We start from the raw sequence: 26044 nt of genomic DNA, 5'->3' as shown, positions 1-26044 counted from the left end.
ATGAAACTACTGAAAGAACTTGATTTTATCCATAATAAAAAGGTCAGTCTGGCTCTGAATATAACGGCTGTATTGCTGATCTTCCCTTTTCTAGCCCTCTTTACCTGGATTGCCATTCTAATGTATGGCAAGGGAAGCGAAGTTTTTCATTTTTTTGACTTATTCTACCTCCTTGTTCTAATGGTCATTCATGAGCTGATCCACGGCTTTTTCTTCAAGGTCTTGGGGGATGAAAATACCAAGGTCAAGTTTGGTTTTAAGAGCGGCATGGCCTATGCGACTAGCCCAGGCAGTCGTTACAGTCGGAAAAGGATGCTCGTCATTATCCTGGCACCATTCTTTCTGATTAGCCTAGCCCTGACCTTGATCTATGCCTTGCATATTCTGACTGCGGCTTCTTATATCGTCCTTGCTAGCTTCCATGCAGCCGGCTGTGCAGGAGATTTTTTCCTAGCTGTCGCTATTCTTCGGCAGAAGGGTGATATCGCTGTTGAGGATACGGAAGTCGGTATTAATATTTATCAAAAGGAGAATACAAAATGAACAACTTCAAATCAATTGCTTTAGGACTTGTAAAATGGATAGGCTTAATTGCTCTTAGCCTCCTTATAAATGTTGCTCCAATGCTATTCTTAAGGCTCGGGAAGAGTTTACCTATTTATGCAGAAATCTTATTGGTAGCCTTGTATCTGATTTTAGTTTTCTTGATTTTTCGTAGCTTATGGCAGCGTTATCAGAAGCGTGTGCCTGAAGAAAAGAAGAAATTCAAACTGTCTGGCAAGGACATCGGTTTTGCTTTTCTATTCTTTTTCCTTGCCAGAGTGGCTGCTATTGTCGGTGTTTATCTCAATCTCATCCTGAGCGGCAATTCCCAGACCAGTAATGACAGCGCCATACAAGGGCTAGGGGGAATGATGTCTTCGCAGCGTATCTTCTTTGCCTTGCTCTTTGTTGCAACGATTGCTTTTATCGCTCCTATCATGGAAGAATTAATTTTCCGCGGTTTTGGTACTGCCTTCTTCTTCAATCATAATCAAAAAGTGCTAGCTGCCCTTGTGACCTCCGTGGTCTTTACTTTACCTCATATCACCCAATTGACAGAGTTCCCAATTTATTTTGCACTTGGACTGGTTTTTTATTTATCCTATGCTCGTCGGGGGAATATAAAAGATTCCATGTTGGTTCATATCCTGAACAATCTCCCCATGGCTATAATACTGCTGCTAGCTATGTTTAAGTAAATCAATCTATAAGGAGTCACTATGAAATTAAAAACTTTCTTTACTAATTTTGGCCTTTATATTCTTGTCCTCTTGGCGTATTCCTATATCTTTTCGACTATAGTTGTCTTCACTATAGGTTCTCTGACAGGGGGATCTTCTCAACTATTGATTTTGCCGATTTTTGTCATACTTGCCAGTCTCTATTCTTTTGCCATGTGGAAATGGTACCAGAAAGATTTGAAGCTGGAAATCAAAAATACCAAGCTGACCAGCTCTATCTGGCTTCCCAGCGCCCTCTTGCTTGCTTTTATCATCTTCCAGCAGCTCGTTCCTATTGAATCTTCTGCCAATCAGAATGCTGCTGTAGAGTTGATTCAGCAGCAGCCAGCCTTTGCCTTCCTATACATGGTAATCTTTGCTCCTATTCTTGAGGAGTTGCTGACGCGAGGATTTTTGGCTAAGTTTCTCTTTCCCAACCAAAATAGCTTGGCGAAAATTCTGCTTTATTTAACTGTATCTGCCAGCTTTTTCTCTCTTCTGCACATGCCGGGCAATCTAGTCCAGTTTCTGGTTTACTTCATCTTGGGAGCAATCTTTGGCTTAGGCTATCTAGCTAAGAAGGACCTGCGCTACTCAATGGGCTTACATCTGGCTAATAACCTAATTGCCTTTCTTCTCATTGTCTTCTTTTAATAGAAAAACGAAATTTAAGACAGCACTTCTCAAGTTAGCTTGACAATCTAACGGCAGAAGTGTTTTTATGTGGAATGGAGTTTAAATGCCAAACTGCTTTTCTGGTCTTTCGAAAGCTAGCAGTTTCAAATTCTTGTGAAAGTGTTTTCCAGATGGTATAATGAGCTATCAAATGAAAAGAGGTTTCCTTATGTCTAAAGTCCTATTAATTGTCAACCCTAGCTCGGGAGGCGAAAAAGCCAAGTCCTATGAAGACTTGGCAAGAGAAAAGCTGGCAGAATGTTTCAATGAGGTAGTGGTTAAGCATACTGAAAAAGGCGGAGACGCAGCAGCTTTTGCTAAGCAAGCCGCAGAAGACCATTATGATAGCGTCTTTGTCATGGGTGGCGATGGAACAGTCAATGAAGGAATCAGCGGTCTGGCTGAACTAGACTATCGTCCGACTTTTGGCTTCTTTCCACTTGGTACGGTCAATGACTTGGCGCGTGCTCTCAGCATTCCCTTGGACGCTGAAGAAGCCATCCAGAATCTGGATATCAACAAAGTCAAGCCGCTTGATATCGGCAAGATTAATGACCAGTACTTTATGAATGTGGTTGCCATTGGAACTATTCCTGAGTCGATCAACAATGTAGATTCTGAAGACAAGACCAAGTGGGGCAAGTTTGCCTACTTTATCTCTGGCTTCAAGCAGTTAATGGATACTAGTTTTTACGAGTTTCACTTAAAGATTGATGGAGAAGAGCGTACGATAAAGAGCAGTACACTCTTGATTGGCTCTACCAACTCAATCGGAGGTTTCGAGAGTATTCTCCCTGAAGCCACTGTTAATGACGGCTTGCTCCATCTTTTGTATCTTAAGGATAAAAATCTCTTGGACACCTTGGTTTCTGTGCCGGATTTGATTTCGGGTAATGGTGAAGAAAGTGATAATATCGAGTATCTGACCTTCAAGGAAATCACAGTTGAGTTGGCTGATGCAAACGCAGAGCTCAGCGTCAACGTTGACGGAGATGAGGGCGACCAACTGCCAGTGACGATTCGTGTCTTGCCATCTCACTTGAATGTGTATTGCTAATTCTTTTGAGAAAATCAGAAAAGCTAGATGACGCTTACTTGTTGACCTTTCTAGTTTAGATTACAAAACCCCTCTTTCCGTATTTTGGAAAGAGGGGTTCTTTGTCTTATAAACCGTAATTATAGTCGTCATCCTGCATGGCTTCAACTTCGCCTAACAGGTAGCCGTTACCTACTTGGGAGAAGAAGTCATGGTTGGAAGTACCGGTTGAGATACCGTTCATGACGATAGGATTGACATCGTCCGCTGAGTCTGGGAAGAGAGGATCTTGCCCTAGATTCATCAGAGCCTTGTTGGCATTGTAGCGCAGGAAGGTTTTGACCTCTTCGGTCCAGCCGACTGTGTCATACAGGCTTTCAGTGTAGCCTTCTTCATTTTCATAGAGGGTGTAGAGCAGGTCGTACATCCATTCTTTGAGTTTGTTCTGCTCGTCTTCTGGCAGCTCGTTAAAAGCTAGCTGGAACTTGTAGCCGATATAGGTTCCATGGACAGACTCGTCACGGATAATCAGCTTGATAATCTCAGCAACGTTGGCCAGTTTGTTATTACCCAGATAGTAGAGCGGAGTGAAGAAACCAGAGTAGAAAAGGAAGGTTTCCAAGAAAACGCTGGCTATTTTCTTTTCCAGAGCTGTACCGTTCAGGTAAATTTCGTTGATAATCTCTGCTTTCTTTTGCAGGTATGGATTGGTGTTGGTCCAGGCAAAGATTTCATCAATTTCTGACTTGGTGTTGAGCGTAGAAAAGATAGAAGAGTAGGATTTGGCATGAACGGACTCCATGAATTGGATGTTGTTGAAAACTGCTTCTTCGTGGGCTGTTCGAACATCCTTGCGCAGGGCATCCACACCAGACTCAGACTGGAGGGTATCCAGCAGGGTCAGGCCACCGAAGACCTTGCCGACCAGGTCTTTTTCCTTGTGAGACAGCTTTCTCCAGTCATCCAGGTCATTGGATAGGGGAATCCGCGTATCCAGCCAGAATTGCTCAGTCAGTTTTTCCCAAGTGGACTTATCGATAACATCTTCGATAGCGTTCCAGTTAATGGCTTTGTAGTAAGTTTGCATTCTTTCTCCTTTAGTAGATGGTACGACCTGATGTGGTATCAGCTATCACTTCTTGGATACTGTGCCAATATTCCACGATTTTACCTTCCTGTCCATGATGAGGAAAGTAAAATTGTGACGTGGTCGAATTTCCTTTTCTTTTTCTAAAATCTCTTGTTAGATGACACAGCTTTCGCAATGGTTAGCGCCTACTTCGCCGCCATCGTCAGTGAAGGTGCGGACGTAGTAGATGGACTTGATACCCTTGTTGAAGGCGTAGTTACGCAGGATAGAAAGGTCGCGGGTTGTTTGCTTGCTTTCTTTTTTCCATTCGTAGAGGCCTTTAGGAATATCGCTGCGCATAAAGAGAGTCAGGGAAAGACCTTGGTCCACATGCTCAGTTGCGGCTGCATAGACATCGATAACCTTGCGCATGTCCATGTCATAGGCACTGGTGTAGTAAGGGATAGTCTCAGTTGACAGACCAGCAGCAGGATAGTAGATTTTACCGATTTTCTTTTCCTGACGTTCTTCGATCCGCTGAGTGATTGGATGAATTGAAGCAGAAACGTCATTGATGTAGCTGATAGAGCCATTTGGCGCAACGGCTAGGCGATTTTGGTGGTAGAGACCATCAGCCTTGACCTTGTCGCGCAACTCTGCCCAATCTTCTGCAGACGGGATAAAGATGCCAGCGAAGAGTTCTTTGACACGGTCAGACTTAGGTACAAATTCACCTGTCAGGTATTTGTCAAAGTAAGTGCCGTTAGCATAGTCAGATTTTTCAAAGTTATGGAAGGTCACACCACGCTCGCGAGCGATATTGTTAGACTCAACTAAGGTCCAGTAGTTCATGAGCATAAAGTAGATGCTTGTGAACTCTACAGCTTCTGCTGATCCATAGTCGATCAATTGTTGAGCCAAATAGCTGTGTAGTCCCATAGCTCCCAGACCAAAGGTATGAGCCAGACTGTTACCATTGTCGATAGATGGTACAGCAGTGATGTGTGAACTGTCTGTGACAAAGGTCAGGGCGCGTGTCATAGTCCGGATGGATTTTCCAAAGTCAGGCGATGTCATCATGTTGACAACGTTGGTAGAGCCTAAGTTACATGACACATCTGTTCCTAGGTGAAGATACTCTTGCGCATCATTCAAAAGGCTAGGCTCTTGTACCTGCAGGATTTCAGAGCAAAGGTTACTCATGATGATTTTACCGTCGATTGGATTTGAACGGTTAGCTGTATCAATGTTTACGACATAAGGATAGCCGGATTCTTGTTGGAGTTTGGAAATTTCTGTTTCCAAATCACGGGCCTTGATCTTGGTCTTAGTGATATTTGGATTAGCGACCAATTCATCGTATTTTTCAGTGATGTCAAGGTAGGCAAATGGCACTCCATACTCGCGTTCAACAGAATATGGGCTGAAGAGGTACATTTCTTCATTCTTGCGCGCCAATTCGTAGAACTTATCCGGAATCACGACACCAAGTGAGAGGGTTTTAACCCGAACTTTTTCGTCAGCATTTTCTTTCTTAGTAGAAAGGAAGGCGATGATATCTGGATGGAAGACATTGAGGTAAACAACCCCAGCTCCCTGACGTTGGCCTAGCTGGTTAGAATAGGAGAAACTGTCCTCAAAGAGTTTCATAACAGGCACAACGCCAGACGCAGCTCCTTCATAACCCTTGATAGGTGCTCCAGCTTCCCGCAGATTGCTGAGGGAAATACCGACCCCGCCTCCGATACGAGACAATTGCAGGGCAGAGTTGATGGAGCGGCCGATAGAGTTCATATCATCTGTTACTTGGATGAGGAAGCAGGAAACCAATTCACCGCGACGAGCCCGACCAGCGTTGAGGAAGCTTGGTGTAGCCGGCTGATAGCGCTGGTGGATGATTTCATTAGCAATATCCTTGGCAATGGCTTCATCTCCGTTGGCAAAGTAGAGGGCGTTAAAGAGTACCCGATCTTCCATGCTTTCCAGATAGTATTCACCATCGTTGGTCTTCAATGCATACTGGTTGTAGAACTTATAAGCAGCCATGAAAGATTTAAACTTGAAATCTTGCGCATGGATAAAAGCAGTCAGCTCCTCGATGTATTCCGGAGAGTAGAGCTGGATAAATTCCTTCTCCAAATAGTTTTCTTCTATTAAATATTCAATCTTTTCTGTAATAGAAGAAAATTGCTTAGTGTTCGGCTCAACATTTTCCTTAAAGAAAGCCTCCAGAGCTTCTTTGTCCTTATGGAGCATAATCTGTCCGTTAATCGGACGGTTGATTTCGTTGTTGAGTCGGAAGTATGTCACATCCTCTAAATGTTTGAGTCCCATGTTTTCCCTTTTCTATATAAATAAGATAATTAGCTAGCGGAAAAAGTTCCGCCTTACAAAAGAAACGGCTCCTATGAGCATAGGAGCTGCAGTTTGCCCTGATAATCTGTCTTTTAGTTTATCTCCCGATCAAGGCGCGCTGCCCTCAAAATAAACTACATTAAGACAGTTTTTTCAATTTACCAGGTTGGAAACCAGAAAATGCCTCAGTTGCTGTCTGAATCACAGGAGCAGCATTGAAACCAAGATCTTTGACATGGTCAATAAATTCTGGCTGCTCGTCCAAATTGATTTCGCGATATTCTACATGATTAGTATCTAAGAAGCGCTTGGTCATTTTGCACTGAACGCAGTTGTTTTTTGAGTAAATAGTTACCATTAAAGATTCCTCTAAACTTTCTTTTTTTCTTTAAAATAAATACGAACCTAGTATATCTAAAAGCAAATAGAATGTCAATAGTTTTGAACTAAATATTGTGTGATATTTTGTTATAGGATAGATTACAATACAATATATAGTGTTTATATAAAAGATGAAAAGAAGTGAAAAATTGCAGAAAAGAGACCAAATGCTGATAGGACAAAGCTTAAACAAGTCTTAAAACTTTATATAAATGACTGATAGCTTTTCCTCCCAAAAACCAAAATCCAATATCTTGTGTTACAGAATTTAGGGAATCACTAGGAGGAGTGGAGGGAGGAGTTTATATTCTTATTTTATGGAAATTAATTACTATAAAAATAAGAAATTTATGATTGAAAACTTGCTGGAAGAAATTTTTGAATAAAAGCTGAAAGATGTGGGCTTTAGCTTGGAAATTCCACCTTCAATATAATAAGAGGAGTTTTCATTTCCTAAGAAATATTTTGTAAGCGGGCTATAAAATTCTTGAAAAAGATTTCAAAAGGTGATATAATATCAACTTGTAAGGGTTATCACAATAACTCAAAAAGAATTATTTAAAAGGAGAGTCTAACTATGGCTTCTAAAGATTTCCACATTGTAGCAGAAACAGGTATTCACGCACGTCCAGCAACTTTGTTGGTTCAAACTGCTAGCAAATTCGCTTCAGACATCACACTTGAATACAAAGGTAAATCAGTAAACTTGAAATCTATCATGGGTGTTATGAGTCTCGGTGTTGGCCAAGGAGCTGATGTTAAGATCTCAGCTGAAGGTGCAGATGCAGACGATGCTATCGCTGCAATCTCTGAAACAATGGAAAAAGAAGGATTGGCTTAATATGACAGAAATGCTTAAAGGAATTGCAGCATCTGACGGTGTTGCCGTTGCTAAGGCATATCTATTAGTTCAACCGGATTTATCATTTGAGACTGTTTCAGTCGAAGATACGAATGCAGAAGAGGCTCGTTTGGATGCAGCTCTTGAAGCTTCACAGAACGAGCTTTCTGTTATCCGTGAGAAAGCAGTAGATAGCCTTGGTGAGGAAGCCGCTCAGGTATTTGACGCTCACTTAATGGTACTTGCTGACCCTGAAATGGTTGGGCAAATCAAAGAAACAATCCGTGCGAAAAAGACCAATGCAGAAGCTGGTCTGAAAGAAGTAACGGACATGTTTATCACTCTCTTTGAAAACATGGACGACAATCCATATATGCAAGAGCGTGCGGCAGATATCCGCGACGTGACAAAACGTGTTCTTGCTAACCTTTTGGGCAAGAAATTGCCAAACCCAGCGTCTATCAATGAAGAATCAGTTGTCATTGCTCATGACTTGACTCCTTCTGATACTGCACAGCTGGATAAGAAATTTGTTAAAGCTTTTGTAACCAATATCGGCGGCCGGACAAGCCACTCTGCTATCATGGCGCGTACGCTTGAAATCGCAGCAGTATTGGGAACTAATAACATTACTGAACTTGTAAAAGACGGCGATGTGATTGCAGCTAACGGTATCACTGGTGAAGTGATTATCAACCCAACTGAAGATCAAATCGTAGCATTCAAGGCAGCTGGTGAGGCTTATGCTAAGCAAAAAGCTGAATGGGAATTGCTTAAGGATGCTCAGACTGTGACTGCAGATGGCAAGCACTTCGAATTGGCAGCCAATATCGGTACGCCAAAAGACGTTGAAGGTGTCAATGCTAACGGTGCAGAAGCAGTTGGTCTTTACCGGACTGAGTTCCTTTACATGGATTCTCAAGACTTCCCGACAGAAGATGAGCAGTATGAAGCATACAAGGCTGTGCTTGAAGGCATGAATGGAAAACCAGTGGTTGTTCGGACCATGGATATCGGTGGAGATAAGGAGCTTCCTTACTTCGATATGCCACATGAAATGAACCCGTTCCTCGGTTTCCGTGCTTTGCGTATCTCCATCTCTGAAACTGGCGATGCTATGTTTCGTACACAAATCCGCGCTCTCTTGCGTGCTTCTGTACATGGACAATTGCGCATCATGTTCCCAATGGTAGCCCTTCTGACAGAATTCCGCAAAGCTAAAGCGGTTTATGACGAAGAAAAAGCTAAGTTACAGGCTGAAGGCGTTGCAGTAGCAGACAATATCCAAGTGGGTATCATGATTGAAATCCCAGCAGCAGCTATGTTGGCGGATCAATTTGCCAAGGAAGTAGACTTCTTCTCAATCGGTACCAACGACTTGATCCAGTACACTATGGCAGCTGACCGGATGAATGAGCAAGTTTCTTACCTCTATCAACCTTACAACCCATCTATCCTTCGCTTGATCAACAATGTTATCAAGGCAGCTCATGCTGAAGGCAAGTGGGCAGGTATGTGTGGAGAAATGGCCGGCGACCAAACAGCGGTGCCATTGCTCGTAGGTATGGGCTTGGATGAATTCTCTATGAGTGCGACTTCTGTCCTTCGGACTCGTAGCCTCATGAAGAAGCTGGATACGAAGAAGATGCAAGAATTGGCTCAGCGTGCATTGACTGAATGTGCAACGATGGAAGAAGTTCTTGAGCTTGAAAAAGAGTATCTTGACTTTGATTAATCTGAAAAATTAAGATCAGGAAAATTTTCCTGGTCTTTTTTAGTTTTCTTCAAAGACATAGTGAAATTTGTTCAGAAAGTTGAAATCAAAGAAAATAGAAATAATCAGATATAATATGAACAAACTTAGATAATCTATCTTAATTGTGAAAAAATTCTTTAAATTTATAGCTTTTGGTTGAAATTTTCAGAAAATTTGGTAAAATAATATTTAATAAAATTTTGGAGGGGACACGTGACACAATATAAAAACTATATAAATGGAGAGTGGAAAGTTTCTGAAAATGAAATTACCATCTCATCTCCTATCAATAATGAGATTTTAGGAACAGTTCCTGCCATGACTCAGGCAGAGGTAGACTATGCTATGGCGAGCGCTCGTGCAGCTTTGCCAGCTTGGAGAGCTCTTTCAGCAGTTGAACGTGCAGCTTATTTGCACAAGGTTGCGGATATTTTGGAGCGTGATCAGGAGAAGATTGGTGAAATCCTTGCTAAAGAAGTTGCCAAGGGGATCAAAGCGGCAGTCGGAGAGGTAGTCCGGACAGCAGACCTGATTCGCTATGCGGCTGAAGAGGGGATTCGTATCCACGGTCAGGTTATGGAAGGCGGTGGCTTTGAAGCTGCCAGCAAGAAAAAACTAGCTGTGGTCCGTCGTGAGCCTGTAGGAGTTGTACTGGCCATTGCACCATTTAACTACCCAGTTAATCTGTCAGCTTCGAAAATTGCTCCTGCCCTTATCGGCGGAAATGTTGTGATGTTTAAGCCACCTACTCAAGGTTCAATCTCTGGTTTGCTCTTGGCTCAGGCTTTTGCTGAGGCAGGTCTGCCTGCTGGTGTTTTCAATACCATCACAGGCCGTGGTTCAGAAATCGGAGACTACATCATTGAGCATAAGGAAGTAAACTACATTAACTTTACGGGTTCCACTCCAATCGGTGAGCGCATTGGTAAGTTGGCTGGTATGCGTCCAATAATGCTTGAATTGGGTGGTAAGGATGCTGCAGTCGTGCTAGAAGATGCTGACTTGGAGCATGCAGCTAAGCAGATTGTTGGTGGGGCATACAGTTATTCCGGCCAGCGCTGTACGGCTATTAAACGTGTCATTGTTATGGAGAGCGTAGCAGATAAATTAGCGACGCTACTTCAGGCAGAGGTAGAGAAACTGACGGTTGGTGATCCCTTTGATAATGCGGATATCACACCAGTCATTGATCATGCATCAGCAGATTTCATCTGGGGCTTGATTGAAGATGCTCAAGAAAAAGGAGCGTCAGCCTTGACAGAAATCAAACGTGAAGCAAATCTCATCTGGCCTGCCTTGTTTGATCATGTGACACTAGATATGAAAGTAGCTTGGGAAGAACCATTTGGTCCTGTTCTTCCGATTATTCGTGTGACTTCCGTTGAAGAGGCTATCCAGATCTGTAACCAGTCAGAATTTGGTCTTCAATCTTCAGTCTTTACAAATGATTTCCCGAAAGCATTTGAAATTGCTGAAAAACTGGAAGTGGGTACTGTACACATCAATAATAAGACCCAGCGTGGTCCAGATAACTTCCCATTCCTTGGTCTTAAGGGGTCTGGAGCCGGAGTGCAAGGGATTCGTTACAGTATTGAAGCGATGACACAAGTGAAATCCATCGTGTTTGATGTGAAATAATGAGAAAGGCGGCTTTGTGCGGCCTTTTTTCTTACATTGATGAACTTGTAAATCTAACAAAATTACCGCATAATTTGAAAAGAACCAACTATTTATATGTTTAATTGCTTATTATTTTAAAATGTAAATTTACATATTGGTCTATATCTTTATGAAAATTTTCATCCTCTGCTTGTTTGGGATAGCTCCTATATTTAGCGAAAAAGGAATTAAAAGATATCGATAGGCACAAAATGCAGTGGTTTCTATCTTATTTATTACTAATTTCAGCTAATGTTCGGTTCTGGTAATTTTCCGTAAGGATATTTGAAATTTACTTGAAAAAGATATAAAAATAATGTAGAATAGTATTATAGAAAACGCTTACAAATAGAAAGGTGATCGCATGGATAAGAACGAAGCATTAAGAACCTTTACAACAGGTGAAAACTTTCATTTACAGCATTATCTAGGGGCGCATCAGGATGAAGTGGACGGCAAGTCTGGCTATTCTTTCCGCGTTTGGGCGCCTAATGCTCAGAGTGTCCATTTGATTGGAGATTTCACCAATTGGTATGAAGAGCAGATTCCTATGGTCCGAAATGAAGCGGGCGTTTGGGAAGTCTTCACAGAGCTACCTAAGGAAGGGGATATTTACAAGTACAATATCAAGCGCAGCAGTGGTCAGGAAATTTTGAAAATTGATCCGCTGGCTATCTATCTGGAAGAGCGTCCAGGCACGGGAGCAGTTATTCGCACTATTCCTGAGAAGAAGTGGAAAGACGGCCTTTGGCTGGCACGCCGGAAGCGTTGGGGTTTCTTCTCTCGGCCGGTCAATATCTATGAAGTGCATGCCGGATCGTGGAAACGCAATGAAGACGGCAGTCCTTATAGCTTTGCCCAGTTAAAGGAAGACTTGATTCCTTATCTAGTAGAGATGAACTACACACATGTGGAATTTATGCCGCTTATGGCTCATCCGCTAGGACTTAGCTGGGGCTATCAGCTCATGGGCTACTTTGCCTTTGAACACACCTACGGAACTCCTGAGGAATTTCAGGACTTTGTCGAAGAATGCCACTTAAACAATATCGGTGTTATTGTGGACTGGGTACCAGGTCATTTCACTATTAATGATGATGCTTTGGCCTACTATGACGGGACACCGACTTTTGAGTATCAGGATCATGATCGGGCCCATAACTACGGCTGGGGTGCTCTCAACTTTGATTTGGGCAAGAATCAGGTTCAGTCCTTCTTGATTTCCAGTATTAAATTCTGGATTGATTTTTATCATCTGGATGGGATTCGGGTTGATGCTGTCAGCAATATGCTTTATCTAGACTATGACAGCGGTCCATGGCAGCCAAATATAGATGGCGGCAATCGTAACTATGAAGGTTATTACTTCCTGCAACGCCTCAATACGGTTATCAAATTAGCCCATCCTGATGTCATGATGATTGCAGAGGAAAGCTCCTCAGAGACCAAGATTACGGGGATGAGAGAGCTGGGTGGTCTCGGATTTGACTACAAGTGGAATATGGGCTGGATGAATGATATCCTTCGTTTCTACGAGGAAGATCCGATTTATCGTAAGTACGATTTTAATCTAGTGACCTTTAGCTTTATGTACGTATTCTCTGAAAACTTCCTCCTGCCATTCTCACATGATGAAGTAGTTCACGGCAAGAAGAGTCTCATGCACAAGATGTGGGGTGACCGTTACAATCAATTTGCGGGGCTCCGCAACTTGCTGACTTATCAAATCTGCCATCCGGGCAAGAAATTGCTCTTTATGGGATCAGAGTTTGGTCAATTCTTAGAGTGGAAGTCAGAAGAGCAGCTAGAATGGTCTAATTTGGACGACCAAATGAACAAGAAGATGCAGGACTTTACTGCTACACTTAATGCCTTCTATAAGGACAATCGTCCGCTTTGGGAAATTGATCTGAGCTATGATGGCATCGAAATCATTGATGCGGATAACACTGATCAAAGTGTCCTCTCCTTCATCCGTAAGACGGAAAAAGGAGATATGTTAGTTTGTATATTCAATATGGCGCCGGTAGAGCGGAAGAACTTTACCATCGGTGTTCCAGTGGAAGCCATTTATGAAGAAGTATGGAACACTGAATTAGAAGAATGGGGAGGTGTTTGGAAGGAACATAACGAAACAGTTCAGTCTCAAGAAGGACTTTGGAAAGATTATCCACAGACCTTGACCTTTACACTGCCAGCTCTTGGGGCCAGCATCTGGAAGATCAAGCGTCGGATTGCTCGCAAAAATGTTAAAAAAGATTCCACAAAGGAGTAATAGTCTATGAAGAATGAAATGCTAGCTTTGATTCTTGCCGGCGGGCAAGGAACTCGTCTTGGAAAGCTCACACAGAGTATCGCAAAACCTGCGGTACAGTTTGGCGGCCGCTATCGTATTATTGACTTCGCCTTGTCTAACTGTGCCAACTCCGGTATTCACAATGTCGGTGTCATTACTCAATACCAACCACTCGCTCTGAACAGTCATATCGGAAATGGTTCTAGCTGGGGTCTCGATGGTATTAACTCAGGCGTATCCATTCTTCAGCCTTATTCTGCGAGCGAAGGAAATCGTTGGTTTGAAGGTACCAGCCATGCGATTTATCAAAATATCGACTATATCGACAGCATCAATCCTGAGTATGTCCTGATTTTGTCTGGGGACCATATCTACAAGATGGACTATGATGACATGCTTCAGTCTCACAAGGACAACAATGCCAGCCTGACAGTTGCCGTTCTGGATGTGCCTCTCAAAGAAGCCAGCCGTTTTGGTATCATGAATACAGATGCTAATAATCGGATTGTTGAATTTGAGGAAAAACCAGAAAATCCTAAGTCAACCAAGGCTTCGATGGGGATTTATATCTTTGACTGGCAGCGTCTGCGCAATATGCTGGTAGCTGCTGAAAAGAGCAATGTGGATATGTCTGACTTTGGTAAGAATGTTATCCCTAACTACCTTGAATCTGGCGAAAGCGTTTATGCTTATGATTTTGAAGGCTATTGGAAAGACGTTGGTACAGTAGAGTCTCTCTGGGAAGCTAACATGGAATACATCAGCCCAGAAAATGCTCTGGATAGCCGCAATCGTCGCTGGAAGATTTATTCTCGCAACTTGATTTCTCCGCCAAACTTCATCAGTGAAAATTCCCATGTAGAAGATTCGCTGGTCGTTGATGGCTGTTTCGTTGACGGTACAGTAAAACACTCTATTCTTTCTACTGGCGCTCAGGTCAAAAAGGGAGCAGTCATTGAAGACTCTGTCATCATGAGTGGAGCTGTTATTGGCAAAGACGCTAAGATTAAGCGAGCCATTATCGGCGAAGGTGCGATCATCTCTGATGGTGTAGAGATTGATGGTACAGAGGAAGTATATGTTGTCGGATACAACGAGAAAGTGGGGGTACCAAAAGATGAAGATTGATAAATACTCAGCAATTTTAGGAAACACAGTCGGCTTCCATGATATGTCAACTCTGACAAATCATCGTCCAGTAGCCAGTTTGCCATTCGGTGGGAAATACCGTTTGATTGACTTCCCGCTTTCAAGTCTTGCCAATGCTGGTATCCGCAGTGTCTTTGGTATCTTCCAACAGGACAATATCAGCTCTGTCTTTGACCATATTCGTTCTGGTCGTGAGTGGGGTCTTTCTACCTTGCTCAGCCATTATTACCTGGGAATTTACAATACCCGTGTAGAAAGCTCTACAGTCGGTGAGGAATACTATAAGCAGCTTTTGATCTACCTCAAACGCTCTGGTTCCAACCAAACGGTCGCTCTCAACTGCGATATCTTGGTTAATATTGACCTCAATCAAGTTTTCCACTTGCACAATACAACAGAGCAGCCGATTACAGTTGTCTATAAGAAATTGCATAAGGAAAATATTTCGGATGTGAATGCTGTCCTAGATATTGACGAAACGGACCATGTCAGAGGGCATAAACTCTTTGATGGCCGAGAAAATACTGAGCTCTTCAATATGTCTACAGACATCTTTGTGGTAGATACTCCATGGCTGATTGAAAAACTGGAAGAAGAAGCTAAGAAAGAGCATCCCCAAAAACTGCGCTATGTCCTGCGTGATTTAGCAACTCAGGAAGGGGCATTTGCCTACGAATATACAGGCTATCTGGCGAATATCTATTCTGTAGAGACCTACTACAGATCCAATATCGATATGCTTGAAAGTAAAAAATTCTACTCTCTCTTCAGTCCGAACCAAAAGATTTACACCAAGGTTAAGAATGAAGAGCCAACTTACTATGCTGAGTCTTCAAAAGTATCTCGCTCCCAGTTTGCGTCAGGAAGCATTGTGGAAGGTGAAGTCATCGATTCTGTGATTTCACGGAATACCAAGATTAAGACTGGAAGCAGTGTTAAATCCAGTGTTCTCTTCCCTCGAGTCAAAGTTGGAGAAAATGCAAGTGTTGAGTACGCGATTGTGGACAAGGGTGTTGAAATTGCCGAAGGCGTAGTGATTCGCGGAACAGCAGAAGACCCAATCGTAGTCAAGAAGGGCCAAAAAGTTACAGAGGACATAATTCGATGAAGATTTTATTTGCAGCAGCAGAAGGAGCCCCATTTTCTAAGACAGGTGGTTTGGGAGACGTTATCGGCGCTCTCCCCAAATCACTGGTCAAGGCTGGCCATGAAGTTGGTGTTATTCTGCCTTACTATGACATGACCCATGCCAAATTTGGCGACCAAGTGGAAGACCTTTTCTACTTTGAAGTCAGCGTTGGCTGGCGCCGCCAGTACGTTGGGGTCAAGCGACTGGTCTTGAACGGTGTGTCCTTCTATTTTATTGACAATCAGCATTATTTCTTCCGCGGCCATGTTTACGGGGATTTTGATGATGGTGAGCGCTTTGCTTACTTCCAGTTAGCAGCCGTAGAGCTGATGGAGCGGATTGATTTTATTCCGGATGTTTTGCATGTTCACGATTATCATACAGCTATGATTCCTTTCTTGGTTAAGGAAAAATACCATTGGATTCAAGCATATCAGAATATCAAGACTGTCTTGACCATCCATAATCTGGAGTTCCAAGGTCAATTCCCTGACAGTATGCTTTGGGAACTATTTGGAGTAGGTTATGAGCGCTATGCAGATGGAACCCTGCGTTGGAATGACTGTCTCAACTGGATGAAGGCTGGTATTCTCTATGCGGACCGAGTGACAACTGTATCACCAAGCTATGCAGGTGAAATCCGTACACCAGAATTTGGTTGCAATTTGGATCAAATTCTGCGGATGGAATCGGGTAAGCTGGTCGGTATTGTCAACGGTATAGATACAGATATCTATAATCCAGAAACGGATCCACTCTTAGCCCACCACTTTGACAAATCTGACTTATCTGGTAAACTAGAAAACAAGCGAGCTTTGCAAGAGCGAGTTGGTCTGCCTGTGCGTGACGATGTGCCAGTGGTTGGGATTGTTTCCCGCCTGACGCGTCAGAAAGGCTTTGATTTGGTAGTGGAAGAGCTGCACAATCTCCTCCAGGAAGATGTGCAGATTATCCTCTTGGGAACAGGCGATCCAGCTTTTGAGCAGGCTTTCGCTTGGTTTGGTCATGCCTATCCTGATAAGCTTTCAGCTAACATCCTCTTTGATGTGACCTTGGCTCAGGAGATTTATGCTGCCAGCGATATTTTCCTCATGCCAAGCCGCTTCGAGCCTTGTGGCCTGTCACAAATGATGGCTATGCGCTATGGAACCTTGCCTTTGGTGCATGAAGTGGGCGGTCTGCGTGATACCGTAGAGCCTTACAATGCCTATACAGGACAGGGAACTGGCTTTAGCTTCAATAACTTTTCTGGCTACTGGCTGACTTGGACCTTCAAGGAGGCACTCAAGCTTTATGCCGAAGACAAGGAAGCTTGGAAATCTCTGCAAGAGCAGGCGATGGAGAGAGACTTCTCTTGGGATACAGCTAGCCAAGCTTACAGTGATTTATATCAATCACTGCTGTAACATTTACTTTGGAATCAGTATAAGAAAATCCTCTCTTGCCCGATGGACAAGGGAGGATTTCCGTGAGAATTACATTTTTATATATTATCATACTGTATTGGAGCCCTGTTTGCAGCTTGTGGCTGAGGCGAGTGCTTCCCATCTTGATTGAAAAAAGTATTCCTGCGTTTAAAAACTGTTTCCCGCTATTAAGAAAGGGAGATAACCACCCACCATGGAACTGACAAAAGAAAGTTTTATTCGAGATTTTAAGGATATTCTACATGAAAGACAGCTGATTAAGGTTGCTGATGCGACTTCAGTGGAGCTTTTTCAGGCTTTGGCTAGCACTGTCCGTAAGTATATCACGCCCCTGTGGCTGGAGCGTCGCAATCAGTTGATTGAGCAGCAGCAAAAGACAGCTTATTACTTTTCTATCGAGTTTCTTCCAGGACGCATGCTGGAAACCAATCTGCTCAACTTAGGTATCCTCGATACGGTCAAGGAAGGCTTTGCTGAGTTGGGTGTTGACTTTGAGGATGTTAAGAATGCTGAGTATGACATGGCCTTGGGGAATGGCGGTCTGGGCCGCTTGGCGGCAGCCTTTATGGACTCGCTGGCAACCACCGGCTATCCAGGATTTGGAAATGGGATTCGCTATCGCTATGGACTCTTTAAGCAACGCATCGTAGATGGCTATCAGGTAGAAATTCCAGATGATTGGTTTGGCAGTCTGGGAAATGTCTGGGAAACTCGCAAGGACCATGATATTGTTGATGTTAAAATCTTCGGAAATGTTTCCCTCCATGCTAATGAAAAGGGCCGGATTGTGCCTCTTTATGAGAATTCCAAAATCTTACGGGCCGTTCCTTACGATGTGCCGCAGATTGGCTTTGGCAATGACAATGTTAACAATCTCCGTCTTTGGGATGTTGAAATTCCAGAAGAGCATGAACTGGACTATCCGACCATTGAAGCTCGTCGCCGGGTGCAAGACATCACTGCTATTCTCTATCCAGACGACTCTAGCTACGAAGGAAAAGAGCTGCGCTTGATCCAGGAATACTTCATGACCAGTGCAGGTCTGCAGACCATTATCAAATCCTACCTCAAGCAAGGTCGCCCGCTCAAGGATATTCATGAGAAGGTATCTGTCCATATCAACGATACCCACCCAGCGGTTGCACCGGCTGAGTTTATGCGTCTCTTGATGGATGAGTACGATTTGGAATGGGCAGATGCTTGGAATGCTACAGTTAAAACCATGAGCTACACTAACCATACCATTCTGTCTGAAGCCTTGGAAAAATGGGATGCAGAGCTCTTTAAGAATGTCCTGCCGCGGGTTTATCAGATTATCCTAGAAATCGACAACCGCTATGTAGCTGAAATGGCTGGGCGTGGCCTTGATCCGCAAGTCATCGAAAACACTCGGATTGTCAAAGATAATCAAATCCACATGGCCCACTTGGCTATCATTGGTGGTCATTCAATCAATGGTGTTGCCAAACTCCACACCGAACTGCTTAAAGAAGACACCTTGCGTGATTTTTACAGCATTTACCCAGAGAAGTTTAACAACAAGACCAATGGCATTGTCCAACGCCGCTGGCTGCAGATTGCGGATGAACCTTTATCGGCTGAGATTGATAAGCTGATTGGTAAGGGCTGGAGAAGTGATATCCATGAGCTGCGCAAGCTTTTGGAATTTAAGGATGATCAGCAAGTGCTGGGCGATTTTTATCGGGTCAAACAAGAAGCCAAGGCCCGTCTGGCTGACTTCATCAAGGAATCAACAGGAGTAGAAGTCTCGACTGAAGCCATCTTTGATGTGCAGGTGAAACGCCTCCACGCCTACAAGCGGCAGCTGCTCAACCTGCTTCATATCATCAAGCTTTACTGGGATCTCAAGGACAATCCTGATAAGGATATGGTGCCGCGCGTCTTTATCTTCGGTGCCAAGGCTGCTCCAGGCTACCACTTTGCCAAGTCTGTTATCAAGCTGATCAATGAAGTAGCCAATCTGGTTAACAAGGATGAAAGCCTGCAAGGCAAACTCAAGGTTGTTTTCCTAGAAAACTACCGCGTCAGCTTGGCTGAGCTCATCATTCCAGCAGCAGATGTATCTGAGCAGATTTCTCTGGCTTCCAAGGAAGCTTCTGGTACTTCCAACATGAAGTTCATGATGACAGGTGCCATTACCCTAGCTACACTGGACGGAGCCAATATCGAAATCAAGGACGAGGTCGGTGATGACAACATTGTCATCTTCGGGATGGACAAGGACCAAGTTTATGAGCATTATGCCCGCCATGATTACTACTCACGCGGTGTCTATGAAAGCAATCCTGACATTCGCCGGGTGGTGGATACCTTTGTCAACGGTACCATTCCAAACGTTCGTGAAGAAGGCTCTGAAATCTACGAAGCCCTCATCACCCACAATGATGAATACTTCCTCTTGGAAGACTTTCATGCCTATGTGGAAGCTCAAGAGAAGATTGATGCTCTCTATCGTGACAAAGAAAAATGGGCTCGCATGAGCTTGATTAACATTGCTACATCAGACAAGTTTACTTCAGATGATACCATTGAACAATATGCCAAGGAAATCTGGAGCTTGGAGAAATAATACTCTTCAGAAAACATGAACAATAAGAGATTGGGGCTGGGGTCTCAGTCTCTTTTGCTATCTATCTACCATCTTGTCTAGAAATATGCTATAGTAGAGAAAGTATGAGAGTCCAACTTTTAGAAAAGCAGGGTAAGCAAGCATGAAAGACTACACGATTTTTTATCAACAATTAATGACTCCCTTTCGCAGTCGCCCTCAGTGGCTGAAAGGGTTGGTTTACTTCAATAGGGGAATGACCCTCTTCATACCTATTGTTTATGGTCTCGTTCTAATCAGTGCCTTTCTGACGGAAGGCTGGAAAGGATTGCTTACTTTTTTCTTCTTACCAGCCATTGGATTTGGCCTGTTGTCAGCTATTCGCAAACGACTGAATCAAGCACGCCCTTATGAAAAATGGGGTATTCAGCCCTTGCTGGCCAAGGATACATCAGGCAAGTCCATGCCCAGCCGCCATGTTTTTTCGGCGACTGTTATTTCCATGTGTCTACTCTACTTTTTCTGGCTGCCGGGACTTATCTGCCTCTTGCTTTCAGCAGGGCTGGCCGTAGTGCGTGTGATTGGCGGAGTGCACTATCCAAAGGATGTGCTAGTCGGCTATCTTTGCGGCATTTGCTGGGGAGCTTTACTTTTTTTACTATAAAAGGCTTGATTTCAGCAGAGAGTAGACAAAGGACTTACAGCTATATTATAATAGAAGCAGTAACAACCGTTTCGACATCAAGGATTATTCCTTGCTGGATGTGAAAAATATTTAAGGAGAATACTATGTCAGAACCATTATTTCTACAGTCTGTGATGCAGGAGAAGATTTGGGGCGGCACCAAGCTGCGCGATGTCTTTGGCTATGAGATTCCCAGCGACCATGTAGGGGAGTACTGGGCTATTTCGGCTCATCCTAATGGTGTGTCAATCGTCAAGAACGGACGCTTTGCCGGTCAGAAGTTAGATGCGCTCTATGCCGAACACCGGGAGCTTTTTGGCGATCGTCCAGAACCTGTCTTTCCGCTTTTGACGAAGATTTTAGATGCTAATGACTGGCTCAGTGTTCAGGTCCATCCTGATGATGCCTATGGACTAGAGCACGAAGGGGAGCTTGGTAAGACTGAATGCTGGTATGTCATTGCTGCAGACGAAGGAGCAGAGATTATCTATGGTCACAATGCCAAGAGCAAGGAAGAGCTGCGCCAGCAGATTGAGAGCAAGGACTGGGACCATCTCCTGACCAAAATCCCAGTAAAAGCTGGTGATTTCTTCTATGTACCAAGCGGCACCATGCATGCCATAGGCTCAGGTATTCTGATTTTGGAGACTCAGCAGTCCAGTGACACAACCTACCGTGTCTATGACTTTGATCGCAAGGACGATGCTGGCAATCTTCGTGAGTTGCATTTGGAGCAGTCAATTGATGTTCTGACTATCGGTGAGCCTGCTAATAGCCATCCTGTTACCATTCAGGCAGATAGTTTGACTTCTACTCTTTTGGTGGCCAATGACTTCTTTGCTGTTTACAAGTGGGATATTGCCGGTTCAGTTAATTTTAAAAAGACAGCGGACTATAGCTTGGTCAGTGTCTTGGAAGGTGTTGGTGAGCTAGAAGTTGATGGAGCTGTTTACCCGCTCGAAAAAGGGGACCATTTCATCCTGCCAAGCGACGTCACTGAATGGACCTTGTCTGGAGATTTGCAGCTGATTATCAGCCATCCATAATCATAGAAAAATCAAGAGCAAATAACCATTTTGCTCTTTTTTCTGTTAAAAATATAGGAAATAAGTAAAATTCTAGACAGTTTCTTCTTATTTATATAGCAGAATAGTTTGTATGTTGATAATTATTTAATTGATTTTGGTAAAAAATTTTATATAACAAAAGAAAAAAACAAAAAACGCTTACAATTGTGTAAAAGATTGACTATTCGATATTTTAGGAGTAAACTAAGGAAGTAATTTAAAAAATATTAAGGAGAAGTCATCATGAATTTAACATTTTTAGGACTTTGTTTTGCCTGCTTTGGCGTATCAATTGCTGAAGGTTTGATTATGAGTAATTTATTTAAGGCAGCGTCTCGTCAGCCAGAAATTATCGGTCAATTGAGAAGCCTCCTAATCTTGGGAATTGCCTTTGTCGAAGGTACTTTCTTTGTAACGCTGGCTATGGCTTTTGTTATCAAATAAGAAAGAATTCTCTTTAGAAAAGGGGGTGTCATCTGTTGGAAGAAAGTATCAATCCAACTATCAATGTCGGTCCTGTGACCTTTGATTTGACCCTGCTGGCCATGACCCTGCTGACGGTGCTTGTAACTTTTGGATTTGTTTATTGGGCAAGTCGAAAGATGACGATTAAGCCGTCACCAAAGCAGAATGCTCTGGAATATGTCTATGACTTTGTCATGGATTTTACCAAGGGAAATATTGGCGAGCATTATATGAAGAATTATTCGCTCTTTCTATTCTCCCTCTTTCTTTTCGTAGTGGTGGCTAATAACTTGGGATTGATGGCCAAGGTTCAGACAACCAATGGCTTTAATCTCTGGACATCGCCAACAGCTAATCTCGCTTTTGACTTGGGATTCTCTCTTTTGGTGACAATTTTCTGTCATGTGGAAGGAGTCCGACGTCAAGGGATAAAAGGATATCTAAAAGGTTTTGTGACTCCGGGTATCATGACACCCATGAATATCTTGGAAGAGTTCACTAATTTTGCTTCCTTAGCTTTGCGGATTTATGGAAACATTTTTGCAGGTGAGGTACTGGCTGGTTTGCTCCTCATGTGGGCAAATCAAGCAGCATTTTGGTATCCAATTGCCTTTATTATGAACATGGTTTGGACTGGTTTTTCCATCTTTATTTCCTGTATCCAAGCCTATGTTTTTACCATGCTAACATCTATGTATCTTGGTAAAAAGATTAATGGTGGGGAAGAATAAAAAGAAAGGATAGATAAGATGAACATAACCATAGGTGAAATTATTGGCAACTTTATCCTGATTGCCGGCTCTTTTCTTCTTTTAGTATTTCTCATTAAGAAGTTTGCTTGGGGCAATATTGTCGGGATTTTAGACCAGCGTGCTCAAAAGATTTCAGACGATATTGATGGTGCAGAAGCTGCTCGTAAGAAGGCAGAAGACTTGGCGCAAAAGCGCGAGGAAGCTCTGGCAGGAAGTCGTGCGGAAGCCGTTGCTATTGTTGAGACAGCTAAGGAGACAGCTGAAAAGAACAAGGCTGGAATCCTAGCTGATGCAGCAGAAGAAGCAGGGCGTCTGAAGGCTAAAGCCAATCAGGAAATTGCCCAAAATAAGGCAGAGGCTATGAGCAGCATCAAAGGAGAAGTGGCTGACTTGACAGTGACTCTGGCTAGTAAGATTTTGAGTCAGGAGCTGGATAAGGAAGCTCAGAGCGAGCTCATTGACCGCTATATCAAACAGTTAGGAGATGCCTGATGGATAAGAAGCAATACGCAATCATTGAGAAATATGCTTTGCCTTTTGTTCAGACGGTCTTTGAAAAAGGTCAGCAAGAAGATGTTTTTGAAAAACTGAGTCAGATTAAGGCTGTTTTCGCGGAGACCGGTCTTGCTGACTTTTTGTCACATATCGGCATCAGTGACCGCGAGAAAGAAAAGAGTCTGAGACTCTTTCAAAACTCTGGTTCGCAATTGCTTGATAATCTGATTGAAATTGTCATTCTCAATCATCGTGAAGACCTCTTTTATGAGATTGTGCTGGAGAGTCAGCACCAGCTTGAAAAGATCAGCAATGAGTTTGAGGTGACGCTGCGCTCTGTTCAGCCTTTGACAGCCAGTCAGAAGGAGAAGATTCGGCCGATTATTGAGCAGAAAATGGGCCTAAAGGTTCGCTCGCTCAAGGAAGAATTGGACAGCAGCTTGATTGGCGGCTTTGTCATCTCTGCCAATAACAAAACAATTGATGCAAGCATAAAACGTCAATTGCAAGTCGTTAAAGAAAAATTGAAATAGAAAGTGGTGTGAATTTTGGCGATTAACGCACAAGAAATCAGCGCTTTAATTAAGCAACAAATTGAAAATTTCCAGCCAAATTTTGACGTCACAGAAACAGGGGTCGTCACTTATATTGGTGATGGAATTGCGCGCGCTCATGGTCTGGATAATGCTATGAGCGGAGAGCTCTTAATCTTTGAAAATGGCTCTTATGGTATGGCGCAAAATTTAGAGTCAACCGATGTTGGGATTATCATCTTGGGAGACTTTACAGACATTCGTGAGGGAGATACCATTCGCCGGACTGGCAAAATCATGGAAGTTCCTGTGGGCGAGGCCTTGATTGGGCGGGTTGTTGATCCGCTGGGTCGTCCTGTTGATGGACTGGGTGACATTGTCACGGACAAGACACGTCCGGTTGAAACACCAGCTCCGGGTGTCATGCAGCGTAAGTCAGTATCTGAGCCTTTGCAGACAGGTCTCAAGGCTATTGATGCCTTGGTTCCAATTGGCCGCGGCCAGCGGGAGCTGATTATCGGGGACCGTCAGACTGGGAAGACGACCATTGCCATTGATGCCATCCTGAACCAGAAAGGTCAGGATATGATTTGTATCTATGTGGCGATTGGTCAGAAAGAATCTACAGTCCGTACGCAAGTAGAAACGCTGCGTCAGTATGGTGCTTTGGACTATACGATTGTCGTGACAGCCTCTGCTTCACAGCCGTCGCCTTTGCTTTTCCTAGCGCCTTATGCTGGTGTGGCGATGGCAGAAGAGTTCATGTACAATGGCAAGCATGTTTTGATTGTCTATGATGATCTGTCTAAACAAGCGGTAGCCTATCGTGAATTGTCCCTCTTGCTTCGTCGTCCGCCAGGCCGTGAGGCCTTTCCAGGGGATGTTTTCTATCTACATAGCCGTCTCTTGGAGCGTTCAGCCAAGGTTTCTGATGAGCTGGGCGGAGGTTCGATTACAGCTCTGCCATTTATTGAAACGCAGGCAGGAGACATTTCGGCTTATATCGCGACCAACGTGATTTCAATCACTGATGGACAAATTTTCCTCAGCGACAGCTTGTTCAATGCTGGGGTACGTCCGGCCATTGATGCAGGTTCTTCTGTATCAAGGGTTGGGGGCTCAGCCCAAATCAAGGCTATGAAGAAAGTAGCTGGAACCCTGCGTATCGATTTGGCTTCTTATCGGGAGCTCGAGGCCTTTACTAAGTTTGGTAGTGATTTGGATGCGGCAACGCAGGCCAAGCTCAATCGTGGCCGCAGAACTGTAGAAGTCTTGAAGCAGCCGATTCATGAGCCGCTGCCGGTTGAAAAGCAGGTCGTGATTCTCTATGCTTTGACCCATGGTTTCTTAGACAGTGTGCCAGTAGATGATATTTTGCGCTTTGAGTCAGAACTATTTGCCTACTTTGATGCACATCAAGAAAGCATTTATGAAACCATTCGGACAACGAAAGACCTTCCAAGTGAGGAAGTCTTGGATGCTGCCATTACTGAGTTTATAGACCAGTCTAGCTTCAAATAAGAATCGAGGTGTCAGATGGCAGTTTCATTAAATGATATTAAAAATAAAATTGCATCCACGAAAAACACTAGTCAAATCACTAATGCCATGCAGATGGTTTCTGCTGCTAAGTTGGGAAAGTCTGAGGAAGCAGCTAAAAACTTTCAGGTCTATGCCCAGAAAGTGCGTAAGTTGGTTACGGATATGCTGCATGGCCACGAGGCAGAAAATGCCCGTCACCACTCAATGCTAATCAGTCGGCCAGTCAAGAAATCAGCCTATATCGTCATCACTTCTGACCGAGGTCTGGTAGGTGGCTATAATGCGACCATTCTCAAAGCTTTGATGGAGCTGAAAGCTGAGTACCATCCGACAGGAGAGGACTTTGAAGTCATCTGTATCGGAAGTGTCGGTGCCGATTTCTTCCGAGCTCGTGGCATTCAGCCGGTTTATGAGCTGCGAGGTCTAGCAGATCAGCCTAGCTTTGATGAGGTTCGTAAAATCATTAGCAAGACCATTGAGATGTATCAGAATGAGCTCTTTGATGAGCTCTATGTCTGCTATAACCACCATGTCAACAGTCTGACCAGTCAGATGCGGGTGGAGCAGATGCTGCCAATCATTGACTTGGACCCTAATGAAGCTGATGAAGATTATACGCTGAATCTGGAACTGGAGTCCAGTCGGGATTCTATCTTGGACCAACTGCTGCCCCAGTTTGCAGAGAGTATGATTTACGGTGCCATTATTGATGCCAAAACAGCTGAGAACGCTGCCGGTATGACTGCTATGCAGACAGCGACAGACAATGCTAAAAAAGTCATCAGTGATTTGACTATTCAGTACAACCGCGCTCGGCAGGCTGCCATTACGCAGGAAATTACTGAAATCGTGGCGGGTGCAAGTGCCCTAGAATAAGGCCACAAATGAATTAGAAATTAAA

General features: G+C 43.6%; 23 protein-coding genes. 20 read left to right on the top strand and 3 right to left on the bottom strand.

From position 1 onward, the window contains the following. The 4 genes from ELZ47_RS07970 (at nucleotide 1) to ELZ47_RS07950 (ending at nucleotide 2994) form a co-directional block, all read left to right on the top strand. Nucleotides 1-543 carry a DUF3267 domain-containing protein gene (locus ELZ47_RS07970; RefSeq protein ID WP_126435741.1) on the top strand — a complete coding sequence of 181 codons (543 nt, stop codon included), beginning with the start codon at nucleotides 1-3 and terminating at the stop codon, nucleotides 541-543. Then, on the top strand, nucleotides 540-1241 hold the full coding sequence (locus ELZ47_RS07965; RefSeq protein WP_126435740.1) for a CPBP family intramembrane glutamic endopeptidase: 702 nt from the start codon (nucleotides 540-542) through the stop codon (nucleotides 1239-1241). Before ELZ47_RS07970 ends, ELZ47_RS07965 begins: the two co-directional genes overlap by 4 nt. A 21-nt stretch (nucleotides 1242-1262) precedes the next feature. Next, a complete protein-coding gene (locus ELZ47_RS07960) occupies nucleotides 1263-1916 on the top strand; it encodes a CPBP family intramembrane glutamic endopeptidase (protein ID WP_126435739.1) in 654 nt (217 codons plus the stop codon). 160 nt (nucleotides 1917-2076) lie between these two features. Further along, on the top strand, nucleotides 2077-2994 hold the full coding sequence (locus ELZ47_RS07950) for a diacylglycerol/lipid kinase family protein (protein WP_164549592.1): 918 nt from the start codon (nucleotides 2077-2079) through the stop codon (nucleotides 2992-2994). 106 nt (nucleotides 2995-3100) lie between these two features. Here ELZ47_RS07950 and nrdF read toward each other — a convergent pair whose 3' ends face one another. From nrdF to nrdH, 3 genes are all read right to left on the bottom strand, one after another. Further along, nucleotides 3101-4060, bottom strand: a complete 960-nt coding sequence (nrdF, locus tag ELZ47_RS07945) for a class 1b ribonucleoside-diphosphate reductase subunit beta (protein ID WP_002915597.1) — start codon at nucleotides 4058-4060, stop codon at nucleotides 3101-3103. A 156-nt stretch (nucleotides 4061-4216) separates the two neighbouring features. After that, on the bottom strand, nucleotides 4217-6376 hold the full coding sequence (gene nrdE / locus ELZ47_RS07940; protein ID WP_126435737.1) for a class 1b ribonucleoside-diphosphate reductase subunit alpha: 2160 nt from the start codon (nucleotides 6374-6376) through the stop codon (nucleotides 4217-4219). Nucleotides 6377-6536: 160 nt separating this feature from the next. Beyond that, the gene (gene nrdH / locus ELZ47_RS07935) at nucleotides 6537-6755 is read right to left on the bottom strand and encodes a glutaredoxin-like protein NrdH (RefSeq protein ID WP_002897920.1); all 219 of its coding nucleotides are present in this window, start codon (nucleotides 6753-6755) and stop codon (nucleotides 6537-6539) included. A 600-nt stretch (nucleotides 6756-7355) separates the two neighbouring features. On the opposite strand from nrdH, the gene ELZ47_RS07930 reads away from it, so the two are divergent. The 16 genes from ELZ47_RS07930 (at nucleotide 7356) to ELZ47_RS07855 (ending at nucleotide 26019) form a co-directional block, all read left to right on the top strand. Next, a complete protein-coding gene (locus tag ELZ47_RS07930) occupies nucleotides 7356-7619 on the top strand; it encodes a phosphocarrier protein HPr (RefSeq protein ID WP_002896017.1) in 264 nt (87 codons plus the stop codon). Between the two features lies 1 nt (nucleotide 7620). Then, nucleotides 7621-9354, top strand: coding sequence for a phosphoenolpyruvate--protein phosphotransferase (gene ptsP, locus ELZ47_RS07925; RefSeq protein ID WP_126435736.1), 1734 nt, complete (start codon nucleotides 7621-7623; stop codon nucleotides 9352-9354). Nucleotides 9355-9588: 234 nt separating this feature from the next. Further along, nucleotides 9589-11013 carry an NADP-dependent glyceraldehyde-3-phosphate dehydrogenase gene (locus ELZ47_RS07920; RefSeq protein WP_125330531.1) on the top strand — a complete coding sequence of 475 codons (1425 nt, stop codon included), beginning with the start codon at nucleotides 9589-9591 and terminating at the stop codon, nucleotides 11011-11013. 385 nt (nucleotides 11014-11398) lie between these two features. Further along, a complete protein-coding gene (glgB, locus tag ELZ47_RS07915) occupies nucleotides 11399-13309 on the top strand; it encodes a 1,4-alpha-glucan branching protein GlgB (RefSeq protein ID WP_126435735.1) in 1911 nt (636 codons plus the stop codon). Between the two features lie 6 nt (nucleotides 13310-13315). Further along, nucleotides 13316-14458, top strand: coding sequence for a glucose-1-phosphate adenylyltransferase (locus ELZ47_RS07910; RefSeq protein WP_004187682.1), 1143 nt, complete (start codon nucleotides 13316-13318; stop codon nucleotides 14456-14458). Continuing rightward, on the top strand, nucleotides 14448-15587 hold the full coding sequence (gene glgD, locus ELZ47_RS07905; RefSeq protein WP_126435734.1) for a glucose-1-phosphate adenylyltransferase subunit GlgD: 1140 nt from the start codon (nucleotides 14448-14450) through the stop codon (nucleotides 15585-15587). The genes ELZ47_RS07910 and glgD overlap by 11 nt, the downstream gene beginning before the upstream one ends. Then, nucleotides 15584-17014 (top strand): glycogen synthase GlgA, encoded by a 1431-nt coding sequence (glgA, locus tag ELZ47_RS07900; RefSeq protein ID WP_126435733.1) that lies wholly within the window; start codon nucleotides 15584-15586, stop codon nucleotides 17012-17014. The genes glgD and glgA overlap by 4 nt, the downstream gene beginning before the upstream one ends. A gap of 214 nt (nucleotides 17015-17228) precedes the next feature. After that, entirely contained in the window at nucleotides 17229-19625 is a 2397-nt protein-coding gene (locus ELZ47_RS07895) for a glycogen/starch/alpha-glucan phosphorylase (RefSeq protein WP_126435732.1), read from the top strand. 142 nt (nucleotides 19626-19767) lie between these two features. Continuing rightward, on the top strand, nucleotides 19768-20268 hold the full coding sequence (locus ELZ47_RS07890) for a phosphatase PAP2 family protein (protein ID WP_126435731.1): 501 nt from the start codon (nucleotides 19768-19770) through the stop codon (nucleotides 20266-20268). Nucleotides 20269-20393: 125 nt separating this feature from the next. Further along, on the top strand, nucleotides 20394-21335 hold the full coding sequence (manA, locus tag ELZ47_RS07885; RefSeq protein ID WP_126435730.1) for a mannose-6-phosphate isomerase, class I: 942 nt from the start codon (nucleotides 20394-20396) through the stop codon (nucleotides 21333-21335). Between the two features lie 264 nt (nucleotides 21336-21599). After that, nucleotides 21600-21800 (top strand): F0F1 ATP synthase subunit C, encoded by a 201-nt coding sequence (locus ELZ47_RS07880; RefSeq protein ID WP_006596628.1) that lies wholly within the window; start codon nucleotides 21600-21602, stop codon nucleotides 21798-21800. A 35-nt stretch (nucleotides 21801-21835) separates the two neighbouring features. Beyond that, entirely contained in the window at nucleotides 21836-22552 is a 717-nt protein-coding gene (atpB, locus tag ELZ47_RS07875; RefSeq protein ID WP_126435729.1) for a F0F1 ATP synthase subunit A, read from the top strand. Between the two features lie 18 nt (nucleotides 22553-22570). Next, a complete protein-coding gene (gene atpF, locus ELZ47_RS07870; RefSeq protein WP_072073704.1) occupies nucleotides 22571-23065 on the top strand; it encodes a F0F1 ATP synthase subunit B in 495 nt (164 codons plus the stop codon). Then, complete coding sequence (locus tag ELZ47_RS07865) at nucleotides 23065-23601, top strand: F0F1 ATP synthase subunit delta (RefSeq protein WP_126435728.1); 537 nt, start codon at nucleotides 23065-23067, stop codon at nucleotides 23599-23601. Before atpF ends, ELZ47_RS07865 begins: the two co-directional genes overlap by 1 nt. A gap of 15 nt (nucleotides 23602-23616) precedes the next feature. Continuing rightward, on the top strand, nucleotides 23617-25122 hold the full coding sequence (gene atpA, locus ELZ47_RS07860) for a F0F1 ATP synthase subunit alpha (RefSeq protein ID WP_126435727.1): 1506 nt from the start codon (nucleotides 23617-23619) through the stop codon (nucleotides 25120-25122). Between the two features lie 15 nt (nucleotides 25123-25137). Next, nucleotides 25138-26019, top strand: coding sequence for a F0F1 ATP synthase subunit gamma (locus tag ELZ47_RS07855; protein WP_002895995.1), 882 nt, complete (start codon nucleotides 25138-25140; stop codon nucleotides 26017-26019). The last annotated feature ends 25 nt before the right edge of the window (nucleotides 26020-26044 follow it).

Source organism: Streptococcus sanguinis (genome assembly GCF_900635155.1).
Lineage (GTDB): Bacteria > Bacillota > Bacilli > Lactobacillales > Streptococcaceae > Streptococcus > Streptococcus sanguinis_G.
Note: the sequence above shows the minus strand (reverse complement) of the source record. Positions and strands in the feature narration are given on the sequence as shown.